Annotated in this window: 13 protein-coding genes and 1 pseudogene; 6 read left to right on the top strand and 8 right to left on the bottom strand. The window is 68.4% G+C overall.

The features are described from left to right. Positions 1-273: pseudogene (locus tag ACLML9_RS22575) on the top strand (hypothetical protein); the annotation flags it as partial. A 144-nt stretch (positions 274-417) separates the two neighbouring features. On the opposite strand, the gene ACLML9_RS22580 reads toward ACLML9_RS22575, so the two are convergent. The 3 genes from ACLML9_RS22580 to ACLML9_RS22590 all read right to left on the bottom strand — a co-directional run bounded on the left by ACLML9_RS22580 (position 418) and on the right by ACLML9_RS22590 (position 6,811). Continuing rightward, a complete protein-coding gene (locus tag ACLML9_RS22580) occupies positions 418-1,785 on the bottom strand; it encodes an FAD-binding oxidoreductase (protein ID WP_411947397.1) in 1,368 nt (455 codons plus the stop codon). A 63-nt stretch (positions 1,786-1,848) separates the two neighbouring features. Continuing rightward, on the bottom strand, positions 1,849-5,334 hold the full coding sequence (locus ACLML9_RS22585) for a BTAD domain-containing putative transcriptional regulator (protein WP_411947398.1): 3,486 nt from the start codon (positions 5,332-5,334) through the stop codon (positions 1,849-1,851). 115 nt (positions 5,335-5,449) lie between these two features. Then, positions 5,450-6,811, bottom strand: a complete 1,362-nt coding sequence (locus tag ACLML9_RS22590) for an MFS transporter (protein ID WP_411947407.1) — start codon at positions 6,809-6,811, stop codon at positions 5,450-5,452. A gap of 762 nt (positions 6,812-7,573) precedes the next feature. Between ACLML9_RS22590 and ACLML9_RS22595 the strand changes: the two genes are divergently transcribed. Beyond that, the gene (locus tag ACLML9_RS22595) at positions 7,574-8,863 is read left to right on the top strand and encodes a Fic family protein (protein WP_411947399.1); all 1,290 of its coding nucleotides are present in this window, start codon (positions 7,574-7,576) and stop codon (positions 8,861-8,863) included. 138 nt (positions 8,864-9,001) lie between these two features. Here ACLML9_RS22595 and ACLML9_RS22600 read toward each other — a convergent pair whose 3' ends face one another. Together ACLML9_RS22600 and ACLML9_RS22605 are read right to left on the bottom strand one after the other, a co-directional pair. After that, complete coding sequence (locus ACLML9_RS22600) at positions 9,002-9,859, bottom strand: class I SAM-dependent methyltransferase (RefSeq protein ID WP_411947400.1); 858 nt, start codon at positions 9,857-9,859, stop codon at positions 9,002-9,004. A 64-nt stretch (positions 9,860-9,923) separates the two neighbouring features. Then, on the bottom strand, positions 9,924-10,568 hold the full coding sequence (locus ACLML9_RS22605) for a TetR/AcrR family transcriptional regulator (protein WP_411947401.1): 645 nt from the start codon (positions 10,566-10,568) through the stop codon (positions 9,924-9,926). A gap of 86 nt (positions 10,569-10,654) precedes the next feature. On the opposite strand from ACLML9_RS22605, the gene ACLML9_RS22610 reads away from it, so the two are divergent. Beyond that, a complete protein-coding gene (locus ACLML9_RS22610) occupies positions 10,655-11,791 on the top strand; it encodes an epoxide hydrolase family protein (protein WP_411947402.1) in 1,137 nt (378 codons plus the stop codon). A 108-nt stretch (positions 11,792-11,899) separates the two neighbouring features. Further along, a complete protein-coding gene (locus ACLML9_RS22615) occupies positions 11,900-12,679 on the top strand; it encodes an enoyl-CoA hydratase-related protein (RefSeq protein ID WP_411947403.1) in 780 nt (259 codons plus the stop codon). Between the two features lie 124 nt (positions 12,680-12,803). Here the strand turns inward: ACLML9_RS22615 and ACLML9_RS22620 are convergent, their stop codons facing one another. The 3 genes from ACLML9_RS22620 to ACLML9_RS22630 all read right to left on the bottom strand — a co-directional run bounded on the left by ACLML9_RS22620 (position 12,804) and on the right by ACLML9_RS22630 (position 13,851). Then, a complete protein-coding gene (locus ACLML9_RS22620) occupies positions 12,804-13,112 on the bottom strand; it encodes a DUF6802 family protein (protein WP_356955888.1) in 309 nt (102 codons plus the stop codon). A gap of 287 nt (positions 13,113-13,399) precedes the next feature. Then, positions 13,400-13,588, bottom strand: a complete 189-nt coding sequence (locus ACLML9_RS22625; protein ID WP_411947404.1) for a DUF6537 domain-containing protein — start codon at positions 13,586-13,588, stop codon at positions 13,400-13,402. Beyond that, positions 13,564-13,851: a hypothetical protein gene (locus ACLML9_RS22630; protein ID WP_411947405.1), complete on the bottom strand. Its 288-nt coding sequence runs from the start codon at positions 13,849-13,851 to the stop codon at positions 13,564-13,566. Before ACLML9_RS22630 ends, ACLML9_RS22625 begins: the two co-directional genes overlap by 25 nt. A gap of 172 nt (positions 13,852-14,023) precedes the next feature. Between ACLML9_RS22630 and ACLML9_RS22635 the strand changes: the two genes are divergently transcribed. Together ACLML9_RS22635 and ACLML9_RS22640 are read left to right on the top strand one after the other, a co-directional pair. Next, positions 14,024-14,446 carry an Hsp20/alpha crystallin family protein gene (locus ACLML9_RS22635; protein WP_411947408.1) on the top strand — a complete coding sequence of 141 codons (423 nt, stop codon included), beginning with the start codon at positions 14,024-14,026 and terminating at the stop codon, positions 14,444-14,446. A 34-nt stretch (positions 14,447-14,480) separates the two neighbouring features. Then, on the top strand, positions 14,481-14,709 hold a 229-nt coding region (locus ACLML9_RS22640; RefSeq protein WP_411947406.1), incomplete at its 3' end, for a hypothetical protein.

Consider the following 14,709-nt stretch of genomic DNA (forward strand, 5'->3'; position numbering starts at 1 on the left):
CCGCTGTTCGCCCCGACCGACGCGGAGCGCCTGCGCGGGCTCCCCGCACGAGCTGTGCTCCACGGCAAACACGCCGGAGCACGGCCGATCGTGCGAGCACTCCTCGGCTCCGACGTGTCCGGCGGACAGCTGTGGGGGCCCAGGGTGGCCGGTCTCCGTGGGCGCCCACATCCGGAATCACCCCATGCGCATATGACCGACCCCGATACTGCCGCTCGGCTCTGGCGAGCCAGTACCGCACTGGCCGGCCTCGGCCCGGGCCCGTGGGATTGAGGCCGCTGTGATCGTGCCCACACCCCGCCGGTGGGCACGATCACCGGATCGGAACGGCATCCTCACCGTCCCGGGGGATCGACGCGCCGCGACGCCCTCCGCATCCGATCCCGGTGGCTTCCCGTGCTCGAAACGCTCCACCGGTCAGCGGGCCACGGCACCCACCCGGAGCACCCCGGCCGGGTCGTGTTGAGCGCCGAGTGCGGCCAGCCAGGCATAGGTGTCCTGGTCGTAACACCGGCGCAGACGTGCCGGGTCGGTCGACGTACCGAAGTTGGGAAGCTCGCCACCGGTCGCCCACGGTGACAGTGCGGCGATGAGACCTTCGGCATGTGCGGGTACCACGTCGGCGATGGGTGGGACCAGCGCGCCGATCACCATGACATTCGCCGCCGCCCCGCGATGGTCGAAGGCCGACGGCACCGACGGCGGGTCGGCCAGCGCACCGCCGAGCAGCCGCAACTCGACGACAACCTGCGGCGATCCCGAGCCCGGCCCGGCCTGCCGCAAGAGTTCGGCGATCAACTCCGGGGACACCTCCGAGAGCAGGCCGCTGCGCTCGGAAGTGGGCATCGGGTCGACCGGGTCGGCGTGCACCGCACCCATCGCCGCGTAGGGCAAGGTGCCGATCGCGTCGAGAAGCACCGGCCCTGCCGCACGGACCTCGTCGAGCAGCGCGGCCGCCGCGCCGGGATCGTCGAGGCTGGCCAGCCGCACGGACACCGTCGTCCGACCGGCCAGCACCGGTGGCACACCCGGCTGGTCCGGGAGCTGGAGCAGCGCGATGGACGTAGTCGCCGAACGCGGCAGGTCCGCCGCCAGGCGCAGCCACGCCGCGTACACATCCGCCGCCGCAGTGCCGTCGAAATAGACTGCACCGCCGTAGAATTCGGTGATCGGAAGCAGATCGATGACCACCTCGGTAACGATCCCGAGTGTGCCCTTGCCGCCGCGCAGCCCCCAGAACAGTTCGGCATTCGTCTCCGGCGTCACCTGGTGGATGTTGCCGTCACCGGTGACGACCTCGAACGAGCGGATGTAATCGGAGGACAGCCCGACCGTCCGGACGAACGGTCCGATTCCGCCACCGGTGAGATAGCCCATCACCCCGACAGCCGGCGCCGAACCCGCGAGGGGGGCCAGTCCGTGCGGTGCCGCGGCGTCGATCACCGTCTGCCAGCGGACACCCGCGCCCACCCTGGCCGTACGGGTGGTGACATCGATCTCGCAGCGATCGAACCCCGAGGTGCGAACCAGCAGAGAGTTGCCGTCGATGTCGAAGGCGCCGTGTCCGGAATTGTGCACCGCCACAGTGAAGGAGTTGTCGGCGGCGTAGCGCAGTGTCGCGGCGATATCGGCGGCATCGACCGGATCGATCACCGCCCACGGCCGCCGGGACACGGCGAGGTTGAATCCGGCTGTGGCATAAGCCGGCTCTGTCGGCCGCGAGACGACACCTCGGACACGGGAGCGCAGATCAGCGATGTCGGCACCGTCGATGGAGAGCGTCATGGCGGAGACCTTTTCTGTGCGGAACTTCGGCGGCTGGTTGCCGTGCCCTCACTGTCATCCGCGTTATTTGGGGAAACCTTGGTGATGACTTGGCGCAACACCGACGGCCTCGCGCGCACGCTCGGCGACCTGCGTCAGCCCCACAGCAGCCGCCACCCGTTCCACATCCCGGAGCTCGGCGTCGCGCTCGGCGCCCCCGGGGGCCAGCACTGCGCGCAGGAGGCGGCACCGCACGGCAGCCGGCAGGCCTCCGGTCCTCGCCGCGAGCGCCGCGACATCGTCGAGGATCTGCCGGGCCGCCTCCGGGCGTCCGACGAGCGCCAGCAACTGCGCGATGGACAGCCCGACCGGACCGACACAACCCACCTGGCCCACCGTGGCCACCATCGCCTTGAACGGCATCAGATAGTCGATGAGCGGCTGTGCGTAGCCGACGAGGCCCAGATCGGCGACAACGTGACCGAGCAGCACCGCCTGCGCCAGGGATGTCCACACCATGGGTCGTTCGTCGGCGAGCCACGCCTCGACCATCGCGACGGCCAGTTCGGTATCGCCGGCGCGACCCGCGATGGACGCCACCCCCGAGGCGAGGAGCATTGCGACATCGTTCAAACCGAACTCCGCGGCCATGGCCTTCGCCCAGGTGACCGGATCGAGGTCGCCGGTTTCCACGGCGTCGTCGAGCAGGCCCTGTTCGGTGGCCAATGCCATCATCGCGATCGCGCCGCTGTCCGCGACGTACAGTTCGGTCTCCCGATGCACGGCCACCGCGATCTGATAATGCTCGGCGGCCAGCGCGAACTCCCCGCGCCACACCGCCAGCGTCAGCTCCATCCACCGCAGCTGCGCTCGCAGGATCGGCAACTTGAGCCGTTCACTGCCGAGGATCCCGCGCCGCAGGAGCTCCTCGGTGGCCCCCATATCCCCGATCGCCATCAGCGACATGGTGAGTACCGAGTCCGCGATCACCCGGTCGACCGGCGCCTGCGGGTGATCGAGGGCGCCGAGCCGCGCGGCCACCGCGATCGACTCCTCCACATGGTCGGCGACGCCGGAATAGGTGATCAGCCGAGCCAGTACGACATCGGCGGTGACCTCGGGATCGGCCACAGCGCCGGCCAGCGACTCGGCACGTTCGAGCAGTCCGGCCGGGACCGACGCGTCGGGGTGGTAGCAGTGCCCGATCGCAAGTGCGGCGAGCACCCGTGCCCGGCTGCCCGCATCGCTCTCGACCGCGCCCTCTGCGGTGGCCAGCACGGTATGCAACCGTCCCGGACCGCCCCACGGCGCCATCCACGGCCACCCGCCACCCGATCGGACCAGTGCGCCGGCCAGTCGGCCGACGGTCGCCGTCGAACCGCGGCGCACCGCCTCGTCCAGTCGCGCCTCGACGGTCTCCAGCACCGACCGCGCGCGCCCTGCCCGCGACAGCGACTCGAGCAGATCGATCAGGATGCCGTCGCGGGCGGACACGTCCTGTTCGGCGGGCGCCATCCCCTCGTAGGTCCGCAGCGCGGATTCCAGCCAGTAGGCGGCGTTCCCCGAGTCCCACTGCGCGGTGGCTTCGGCGGCCGCCGCGCGGCACGCCTCCACCACGACGACCGGATCGGTCACCGCGACCGCCGACAACAGGTGCGCGGCCCGTCGCCGGGTCGCGTCGGGGATGCCGAGCCGCAGCAGGACGTCGGCCGCTCGCGCGTGCATCCGCGCCCGCCGCAACGGACGGATGGTGGCGAGCGCCTCCTCGCGGAGCAGCGCGTGCGCGAAGCCGGTATCGCCCCGGACGGGCGACGTGACCAGAATTCGCTCGTCGGCGGCCTCGTCGAGGCAATCCATGACGGTGTCCTCATCTCGTCCCATGACCTCGGCGAGGAGGGAGACATCGATCTCGTCGCCGAGAACCGCGGCATGCGCGACGACCGCGAGGACCTCCGGTTCGAGAGCCGCCAGGCGCCGGGCGAGCACCGATCGCACCGCCGACGGCACCACCTGCCCGAGCCGCTGGTCCCGGGGCAGACGCGCGTATTCGGAGACGAACAGCGGATTGCCATCGGTGCGACGCGCCAGCGTGCGCGCGTCGGAGTCGGTGATCGCCTCACCCGCGATCTCCGCGACCAGCGTCGCGACCTCGGTAGTCGCCAGCCGGGGAACTTCGATGACCAGGCCGTGGGCGCGGACCAGCGTCGCCCGCAGCCGGTCCACGTCCGCGTCGACCTCGTCATCGCGGACCGTGACGATCATGCACACCGGCGCGTTACGCAGCACGCCGGTGAGATAGGTCAGGAAGCCGAGTGACATCGCATCGGCCCATTGGGCGTCGTCGATGATCACGGTCAGGGGGCCGCGTGCGGCGGCCTCCTCCAGGAGGTGCTGGAGCCGTTCGTAGACGACGAACCGAGCGGTGTCGGCATCGGCGCCGTCGGGCACCGACAACACCTCGGATGCGGTCGCGTCGAACGCACGGCACAGCTGCCGCATCGGCCACCATGCCGGGATACCCTCGGCGTCGGGGCAGCGCACCCAGACGATCCGCTCCCCCGCGCCGTCGGCCAGCCGGGCGGCCTCCTCCGCGAGCCGGGTCTTGCCGATCCCCGCCGGTCCCTGGAGCAGCACCCAGCGACTGGTCGACGACGAGTCGGCGGCGAACTGTGCTGCCAGGGCTGCGCATTCGGACTCCCGGCCGACCAGCGGCCGGACGGGTAGGCCGGCATCCCGCGGCGGCGATGGGTCGGCACCCGGAGACTCGGGCGCCTCGACCGCTGTGGCCCCCGCCCAGTTCGGCGTCCGCGGCCAGGCCGCGATCACCGGGTCGTGACGCAGGATCGCCGAATGCAGTTCGCGCAGTTCGGGGCCCGGATCGAGTCCGAGTTCCGCGCCGAGAGCCCGCACATGCCCGGCGTGGACATCGAGGGCTTCGGTGGTACGGCCCGCCCGATGTAGCGCCACCATCTGAAGCCAGACGCCTCGATCGCGCAACGGGTCGTCGCGGCGCAGCACACTGATCTCCGCGAGTGCGCCGGCCATGTCGCCGTGGGCGAGCAGCGCACCGATGTGCGCGTCTCGCACCGCGGTCAGTGATTCGGCCAGTGCCACCGACTCGACGACCACCCACTCCGTGTCGGCGAACTCCGCGAGCAGCGGGCCGCGCCAGAGCGCCAACGCGGCTTCGCTTTCGGCCAGCGCCACGGCCCAGTCCGAGTCGACGGTCGCACGTCGCGCCGCATGGGCGTGCGTGATGAACTCGATCAGATCCACCCGGTCACCGGTGACATCGAGCCGATAGCCGGGACTGACACGTTCGATCGGCGACCTGCCGGCGCCGCATCGCAGTGCGCGCCGCAGATTGGAGATGTAGGCCTGCAGGCTGGTCAGTGCGGCGGCGGGCGGCGTCGCACCCCACACCGCGTCGATGAGCCGGTCGGTGGACACCACCGCGCCCCTGGCGAGGAGCAGCGCGGCCAGGACGGCACGCTGCTTGGGTGATCCGAGATCACCCGGCACACCGTCCTGGCGAACATCCAATGCCCCGAGGACGAGATACTCGCGCACCGGGCGACTCCTTCACCGGCTCCCGAGCAGCGCGGGTGCTGCGACGGTCGATTGGTGCAACCCAGATGTTGCGATCATCAGAAGTGTAAGAGCACGGTACGTCCCGCGCTGGACATCACGCCCGCGGCTGCCTCATGGTCACCGCGCAGACCGCGGCACCGGCCAGCGCGACCCCGACGCCGATCCACAACGCGGTGTGCAGTGACGAGACGAACTCGGTCCGCGATCCACCGTGGAGCACCGACTGCGCGGGGAAGACCGCACCGAGAGCCGCGACGCCGAGCGCGATACCCGACTGCCGGAACACATCGTTGATACCGGCGGCCAGGCCGGCGTCGTCGTCGGAGCTCTCGGTCAGCACCAAGCCGCTGACCACGGGATTGAACACACCCGCGCCGACACAGGCCAGCAGGAAGCCGGGCAGCAGGCCCCAGCCCGACCCCTCCACCCCGCCGGTCGTCATCCAGGCCAGGCCACCCGCCACCGCGACCATCGACCCGGCGAGCAGCGCACTCGCCGGCACCCGTCGGATCAGTTGATCGGTCAGCCCCGCGACGACGAACATCGTCATCGTCCCGGGCAGATACACCAGCCCGGCTTCGATCGCGGACAGGCCGAGGACGCCCTGCAGGTAGATCGTTGTGTAGACGAACAACGCGAACATCGACGCCGAGATCGCGAAGGTGGCCAGGTGCGCACCGGCGAACCGCGCGTTGCGCAACATCGACAGCGGCAACATCGGCTCGGCGACTCGGCTTTCCACCGCGACGAACCCGACGGCGGCGACAATCGCCATGCCCAGCATGCCCACAGTGACCGCGTCGGTCCAGCCACGGTCGTTGGCTTCGATCAGGCCGAAGGTGAGCGCACCCAGAGCAACGATCACCAGCACCTGTCCGACCCGGTCACCTCGACGGGGCGACGTGCTCGCCGATTCCCGAAGCCATCGGGTCGCAAAGATCATCACCAGGCCGATGGGAAGGTTGAGCGCGAAGATGGCACGCCAGTCGATGGTCTCGGTGAGAACGCCGCCGACCAGCGGCCCCACGGCGAAGGATGCGCCGATCGTCGCTCCGTAAGCGGCCAGCGCCTTCGTCCGCGCGGCCGGTTGGGGGAAGGCATCGGCCAGGACCGCCAGCGACGACGCGAACAGCAGCGCACCGCCCACCCCCTGCACGATGCGGCCGGCGATGAGCACACCCATCCCGCCTGCCATCGCACACACAATCGAAGAGGCCGTGAATATCACCGCGCCGCAGCGGAACACGCGGCGCCGGCCGAACCTGTCGGCCCACCCTCCGGCACTGAGGACCAGCGCCGCCAGGGTGATGGTGTAGCCGTCGACGACCCACTTCAGCGCGGACATGCCGGCGTCGAACTCACGAGCCATGGCCGGAAGTGCGGTGTTGACGATGGCGATGTCGAGCATCAGCATCGCTGTCGCCAGACACACCACGGCCAGGGTGACGCGCTGCATGACCGGGCTCGGGGCCACGACCACCGGTGTCGCGGCCGGATCGGATGCGCGCAGCCATGGGGGCGGAGTCGAGGGCCGGGGCGGCGGGGAGAGCACGGGCGAAACGGACACAGCAGACCGTCCTTCACGAGGTCGTCGGGGCGGGCGACCGACAGGCCGCGCGAGACGATGCCCACCGTCGCCGAGCCTGCTTGGCGACGACTTGCGATCCGCTTGGCCTGCGGCCCCACGTACCTCGATCAGCCCTCGGTTCCGCGACCACCGTTATCGAACCCTCGAAGAGTCTCCGACGCCACGAGGACGTTCATATCGTTGTAGAAGTCGATGTCCCGCGCGCCGGGGACCCGACGAGCTGCTTGGGAACGACGGCGTCACCTACCGCTGTATACCGGGAATACGCTGTACTCGCCGTAGTCCACATACCGCCTCTGCTGGTGACCGAGATGGCGTCTGCGTCCAGCCCCGGCGCCGCCCTCCGTGCGAGTTCGCGGATATCCTCCAGGTCCGCGGCGCCCGCCACGACAATCCGTACCGAAGTGGTGTGCAGAGTCGCGCCGACGACCGGATACTCGGCCCGCACCGCCTCATAGGCGGCGATGGCCTCGACGGATAACCGGTCCGTGGGACGGTTATCCGCTTCGCCGGGCAATGATCGCGAAGACCTCCGCGCACCTGTCCAACCTTCTGCGATCAGCCATAAAATTAACTTTAGATACTATAAGATTAGTTTTTCGCCGTGAAGGTGAAGGGTGAGGAGCGTCCGTGGCGAAGTACGTGGAACGGCTGTGGCAGCCGTCGGACGAGGGCCTGCTCGCACGTAGGGACCGGCAGGCCGGAACTTACCGGGCCTACGTCCCCGACCCGCTGGGGGTCGATCTACCGCAGATCGGACCCCGGGCCCAGCAGGCCGCCGAAGACACGTTGGCGGTGCTGGCCAGGGCTGACGAACGCATCGGACCCCGGGGCACCTACCTCAATCACCTGCTGATCCGATCCGAGTCGATCTCCTCGTCCTGGATCGAGGGCAACCGCATCACCCCCAAAAAACTCGCCATCGCCGAATTGCTGCAATCGGGCACCCGCACCGCCCTGGACGTAGTGGCCACTGTGCACGCCACCGAGCAGGCCATCGATTCCCTGGCCGACCGATCCAAACCCATCACGACACAGGACATCGTGGACCTGCAGCACACCATCGAACCCCGCTTACCCGCCGGCCTGCGAACCGAACAGAACTGGGTGGGCGGACCCGGCTGGAGTCCGCTGCGGGCCGACTTCGTACCCCCGCCCGAGTCCGAGGTCCCCGCCCTGGTCGCCGACGTGGCCACATTCCTGACCGCCACCCACGGCAATCCGGTCGTGCGAGCCGCGATCGCCCACGCACAGTTCGAGACGATCCACCCGTTCATCGACGGCAACGGACGCACCGGCCGCGCCCTCATCCACACCGTACTGCGGCGCTGCGACGCCCTGCGGTACACCCTGATCCCGATCAGCACCGTGTTCGCCGCCCGCACCGATGCCTACCTGGCAGGCCTGACCTCCTACCGCGATATGACACCGCACACCGACGAGTGGGTCATCGGGTTCGCCCAGGCCGCCGAGCAAGCAGCACAGACCGGAGTGCGGCTGGCCCAGGACGCCGCCGCACTCGACGAGCAACTCCTGCAACGCCTGGTCGAGCACCGTCGCAGGCAGGGCACCAGCCCCGCCCTACCCCGCCGGGACGCAGTCGCCATGAAGATCCTCGCCGACCTGTCCACACACCCCGTACTCACCACCGAATCGGCCGCCACCCGGTATGGCGTCTCGACCGTCGCAGCCCACCGTGCCCTCGCCGAGCTTTCCGACGCCGGAATACTCGGCCGCTCGAAGAACCACAAAGGCAAAATCATGTGCTACACCGCCGACGCCCACCTCGCCCTTACCGCCCTCGCCGAGCGCGCGAACAGGGTCGGGTCCGGCGACACCGACCATCGGCGGCCCGACCAGGGACCACCGGCCCCCGACCCGGACCACCTCGGCCGACTCCGCCCCGATCCGCCAGAATGACACCGAGTTCGGTCAACGCCCGCACTGCAACCGGTGAGGCGGGCGGACCGGTCACGGCGCAGGCCGGCCGCGGTCGTCCTGGCCCGACGCTCCCGCGCCTGGACGCTCAGCTCATGGAGGCAACCGCGGCCGCAATCCTCAGCGGCTCGCGCGCAGTATGCGGTTTGCGCGCAGTGTGCGGGGCGGTTCGCCCCCGAATGTCACGGATCCGTCGAGGTATCCGGCGACGAGATCGGGAGCGGAGTGATCTTCGAGGTCGGTGAAGCCGAGGGCGCGCAGCTGTGCGGCGAGGTCGTCGGGCGTGAAGTAGCTGCACACGGGTTCGCCGGCGGCGGCCAGCCGATCGGCACGTACCTGCTGGTACGCACGGTCCTCGTCGCCGACCGCAGGCTGCAGGTAGTCGAAGATCACCTCGACCCGCCGGGCCTGGCCGGCGATGTATTCGAGGGTGGCATGGGCGGCGTCCGGGGTCAGATAGAACACGACACCGAGCCACACGAAGACGGCCGGGTCCGCGCGTTCGAACCCGCTGGATTCCAGTCCTGTTGCCAGAGTGCTTTTTTCGAAGTCGACCGAGACGAAGGTCAACGTTTCAGGACGGTCGATTCCGGCTGCAGTGAGACGTTCACGCTTCCACGCCTGGGTGGCGGGGTGGTCGACTTCGAAAACACGCAAGTCCGGGAGCGGATTCCGATAGGCGAAAGTATCCAGGCCCGCGCCGAGGATCACGACCTGCCGCACACCAGTGGCGACGGCCGCGGCCACGGCGTCCTCGGCGAAGCGGGCGCGTGCGGCGAAGAACAGGCGGCGGGACCGATCGCTGACCGCGAGACCGAGGGAGTCGGTCGTGCCCAATTCGGTCAATTCCTCTGCGGTGGCACCGAGCAGACGCGCTGCCATAGGGTCGGTGAAGATCGGAGGGTGGTCGGCGATCTGGTGATAGGCGCGGGCATACGCGGTGATGAGCGCAGTCCGGCTGGGTCCGTCGTTATCCATATTCGAGAACCTAGGCGAGTCGACCCGCCACCAACCGCGGGCGGGCCGGCCCCGCGGGGCCGGATCAGCGGCGCTGCCAGCGCCAGGCGAATTCGTTCGGCGCCGGGGGTGGGCCGGGAAGATCGCCGTCGGCGGACAGCCCGGCAACCAGTATCGCCAGGATTCGCCGACGTAACCGCGCGGTTCGTTCCGGGTCCGGCAGGGTGATCGCCGCACACGATTCGAGGATCAGACCGATGTCGTATGCGGTGACGTCCGCACGAAGCCGGCCGCAGGCGTGCGCGCGCCGTACCAGTTCCGCGGTGACCTCGGCGGAATGTTCGACATCGGGGAGTATCGACTCATCCGGAGTGAAGGCGCCTGCCAGGTGCACGGTCAGCGAGTGCACATCGGTGTCGACGATCCGCTGCAGGAACCCGACGAGTCCGTCCCATCCATCCGAAGCCTCCAGTGCCGCATCGGCTTCCGCGTTATAGCTCCGCAGTCCCTCGTGACAGAGGGTGCGCAACAGCGCCTCCTTGCTCGGATAGCGGCGATACAGCGCGCTGATTCCCACTCCCGCACGTTCGGCGACGGCGGCGATCGGCGCGGTGGCGTCGGCGAGGAAAACCGCGCGGGCGGCCTCCAGAATGACCCCGTCGTTGTGGGCGGCCTGCGCCTTTCGCCCGGGTAGCCCCTTGCGTGCTGAGTGTTCGGATGTCTTCGGCATGGCCTCAGACTACCACTTGAAACGGAATAGTCCGTTCTGATACCTTCTGATCAGAACGAAACATTCCGTTTCAATAGGAGGACACCGTGACCGCCGTTCGCCCCTTCCACATCGACATCCCCCAGACCCGGCTCGACGACCTGGGCGACCGGCTGCGTCGCGCGATCTGGCCGAACGAGTTGCCCGACGTGGCCGATTCCTACGGTGTCCCGAACGATCGGGTGCGTGGACTGGCCGAATATTGGCTGGAGCGATTCGACTGGCGCGCACTGGAGGCGAAGCTGAACGCCTACCCCCAGTTCGTCACCGAGATCGACGGCGAAGACATCCACTTCCTGCACATCGAGTCCTCGCGGGCGGATGCCCTTCCGGTGATCCTCAGCCACGGCTGGCCAGGCTCGATCCTGGAATATCTCGATGTGATCGCGCCGCTCACCGAGCCGGAATCGATGGAGGAACCTGCCTTCCACCTGATCATCCCCTCTCTGCCGGGGTTCGGGTTCTCCGGGCCGACCCGCAGTACCGGATGGGGTTGCCGCCGCACCGCCCGGGCATGGGTAGAGCTGATGAGCCGACTGGGTTACGAGCACTACGGCGCCATCGGCAACGACGGCGGCTCGATGATCTCCCCCGAGATCGGCCGAATCGATCCCGAGCGCGTCGTGGGCGTTCATGTGACCCAGCTTTTTTCGTTCCCGACGGATGATCCGTCGCAGTTCGAGGGAATGTCGGAGGCGGACCTGGCGGCGCTGGCACATCTGCAGTGGTTCCACGAGAACAAGATGGCGTTCAACACCCTGCACAGCCAGCAGCCGCAGACCCTCGCCTTCGCGCTCAGCGACTCCCCACTCGGCCTGCTCGGCTGGAACGCGCAGTTGTTCGGCGAAAGCCTGGACGAGGACTTCGTCATCGGCAATGTGGCGTTGTACTGGCTGACCGGCACCGGCGGTTCGTCCATCCGGTTCTACTACGAAGACGCACACTCCGCGCAACAGCCGACCGGCCCGACCACCACACCGACCGCGCTGGCGATGTTCAAGGGTGACTTCCAGTCGATCCGCCGATTCGCCGAACGCGATCACAGCAATATAGTCAGCTGGAAGGCCTACGACGTCGGCACAGCCCGAGGCGGCGCCAACGACGCGGCCGGCCACTACGCGGCACATGAGGCGCCCGCGGTACTCGTCGCCGATATCCAGAAATTCTTCGCCGGGCTCAGCTGAGCTGTCACCACCCCTGCCCTGCCCGCGCACCGATTCCGGCGCACGGCCGGCAGCCCGGGGCCTTCCAGAGATGTCGTCTCGTTGCCCGAAGAGATCTACGGTGGAGATATGACCGCCTCGGGGCATCGGCATCTGCTGGTCGCGCGGGACACCGACACGGTGTGCATCACCATGAACCGGCCGGAGCGACGCAATGCCCTGTCCGGCGAGTCTCTGGCCGAACTGCTTACCGCGTTCCGGGCCGCCGGCGAGACCGACACCACCGGGATAGTTCTCGGAGCGAACGGCCCGGTGTTCTCCGCGGGACATGATTTCGCCGACGTCGCCGCGCGCGACCTGCTCGGAGTCCGGGAACTACTCACCCTGGGCACCGAGCTCATGTCGACCATCGAGTCGGTGCCGCAGGTGGTGATCGCCCGGGTGCACGGTCTGGCCACAGCGGCCGGCTGCCAACTGGTCGCCTCATGCGACCTGGCCGTCGCCGCCGAATCGGCCGGATTCGCACTCCCCGGGGGCAAGGGCGGCTGGTTCTGTCACACCCCCGCGGTTCCCGTGGCCCGCGCCATCGGCCGTAAACGCCTGATGGAGCTTGCCTTCACCGGCGACCCGATCGATGCCCGCACCGCCGAACAGTGGGGCCTGATCAACCGAGCGGTGCCCGACGCCGAGCTGGACACAGCCGTAGGCGAATTACTCGCCCGCGCCACCCGGGGCAGCCGAGCCAGCAAGGCACTCGGCAAACGCACTCTCTACAGCCAACTCGACCGCCCCGAAGCAGACGCCTACGCTCTCGCCCTGGAAGTCATGGCCGCCGCCGCTCAACTTCCCGGCGCCCGGGAAGGGATGGCGGCCTTCCTGGCGAAGCGCCCACCCGTCTGGCGCGAGTAGCGCTGCCAGGAGACCCGGTGCTTGCGTGAAGTCGCCGGACAGGTTCACCGCGATCCACACGACCGGTTCCGAGGTGTCGGCGCAGGCATCGGTTCCATCCCGCTCCGCGCGTCCGGCGCCCCGATCACTCCCCCACTTTCCCCTGATCGGTCTGCCGCCACTCACCCGTCCCATCCGGATTGCGATGGTATTCCCACGCCGAATAATCGCCGTCGTTCTCCACCACACTCAGCCGGTCGGCGTAGCCGTCGAGGTCGGTATCGGTCCAGACACTCATCGAATCGGGGCCGGTGGTGACGAAGGTGTCGAGGATGCCGTCGACGACGAGGTCCTGGGTGGGTGATTCCATTTCCACCGGACCCAGCCCGTCCATGGACGAGGTCGCTTCGAAACTCGGCATACCGATGCCGGGGAACTCTCCTGATGTAGGCATGGATTCTCCTGAGCTCCACTGGTCGACCGCGGGAATATTCCGGCCCATCTTTCCATCCCCGACGGTACAGCGCACCCCCGTTCCCGGGCAGGCACCGGGCTGCCGGTGGCTATGAGGCATAGCGAACCTCCAAGGCGCTGCCCGCACGACCGGCGAAACTCATGACCGGACAACATAATTCAAGTGCGGGTCGGTAGCCTCCCGCTATAGACTTCCGGCCATGATGAAGCATCTCCAGACCTGAGATCCCGTCCGGCGCGCTCCTTTCTGGGGCGGACTTCTCCGGGTCAGCGTGCCTGCCGGGCCGGCTCACGCTGATCTCGGTAGGCGGACGGTCTGGTAGCGAGGGCGTCGTGATAGGCGGCGACATTCCTGGCTTTGACCTGCTCGTAGCCGCGGATCATATCCGGTAGCTCGGCGATCTCGACCGCGGCGGAGTGGTTGTCCGGTTTCAGTTCCTGCAATATCGTTTCCACCACTTCACCGCCATCTCTCCTTCGCCGACAGCGGAGGCGACCCGCCTCACGGAGCCGCTACGGACGTCGCCCGCGGCGAACAGGCCGGACAGGCTTGTTTCGAGCGTCCTCGGCGACCGCGCACCGGTCCGATGCGTACCGCCGCCTCGGGCGTAGACCGTGTTCGTGCCTGTGAGGACGAAGCCGTGGTCGTCGAGTGCGATCGTGTCGGCCAGCCACCCGGGGTAGGGCATCGCCCCGATGAAGACGAACAGGGCGCGCACCCGGAGAGTCCCTGGCGATCGGCACCTGGCACTCTCTTCACCATCCTTTCGTCACTATCTGTTGCCAACACTTGCACTATCCTCCATCGAGTGCTAAACAATATGTGTGTCTGTTGACACAGATTATCTGGTTTCTCTTCGAGAGTGAAGGAGTGAACTGGAGGTGGCGACCATGTTGATGCGCACTGATCCCTTCCGCGATCTGGATCGTCTGACTCAGCAGGTTTTCGGCACTCCGGCGCGACCGGCAGCAATGCCGATGGATGCCTGGCGCGAGGGCGACAACTTTTTCGTCGAGCTGGATCTGCCCGGCATCGACCCGGACTCCCTGGATCTGGACGTCGAACGCAATGTGCTGACCGTGCGGGCCTCACGGGCGGAGCTGGATTCGGGCCGGTCGATGCTGGCCGCCGAACGCACCCGCGGCGTGTTCAGCCGACAGCTGTTCCTGGGCGAGAACCTCGATACCGACGCGATCCGCGCCGACTATCGCGACGGGGTGCTGCGGTTGGTGATCCCGGTCTCGGAGAAGGCCAAGCCCCGCAAGATCGAGGTCGCCCGCCACGACCACGAGCGCCAGGCCATCAACGCCTGACCGGCCGGGTCGGCGCCACACCAGGAACCCGGCCATGAACGCATCGACCGCAACCGGCACGGCGAACGTGGATGCCCTGCTGCTCGCACTGGATCCCGACTTCGACGAGCTGTTCGCCGAGGTCGAGGAGGCACTGTGCGTGGTCCGCGTCCCCCGGGTGCCACGGCTGCGCACGACCGGTGTCCCGCAGCCGCGAACCATGGGCCGCAGGCGTCCGCCCTCCCGGCCACCAGGGCGGCGTCCGCGTCGGTTCCGGGCCCGCG

The sequence above is a fragment of the Nocardia sp. NPDC002869 genome, assembly GCF_046764065.1.
GTDB lineage: Bacteria > Actinomycetota > Actinomycetes > Mycobacteriales > Mycobacteriaceae > Nocardia > Nocardia rhamnosiphila.

Coding starts and splice junctions, on each gene's coding strand:
- ACLML9_RS22580 (WP_411947397.1), bottom strand. CDS start 1,785: ATGACGCTCTCCATCGACGGTGCCGACATCGCTGATCTGCGCTCCCGT.
- ACLML9_RS22590 (WP_411947407.1), bottom strand. CDS start 6,811: ATGCAGCGCGTCACCCTGGCCGTGGTGTGTCTGGCGACAGCGATGCTG.
- ACLML9_RS22600 (WP_411947400.1), bottom strand. CDS start 9,859: ATGGATAACGACGGACCCAGCCGGACTGCGCTCATCACCGCGTATGCC.
- ACLML9_RS22605 (WP_411947401.1), bottom strand. CDS start 10,568: ATGCCGAAGACATCCGAACACTCAGCACGCAAGGGGCTACCCGGGCGA.
- ACLML9_RS22615 (WP_411947403.1), top strand. CDS start 11,900: ATGACCGCCTCGGGGCATCGGCATCTGCTGGTCGCGCGGGACACCGAC.
- ACLML9_RS22620 (WP_356955888.1), bottom strand. CDS start 13,112: ATGCCTACATCAGGAGAGTTCCCCGGCATCGGTATGCCGAGTTTCGAA.
- ACLML9_RS22635 (WP_411947408.1), top strand. CDS start 14,024: ATGTTGATGCGCACTGATCCCTTCCGCGATCTGGATCGTCTGACTCAG.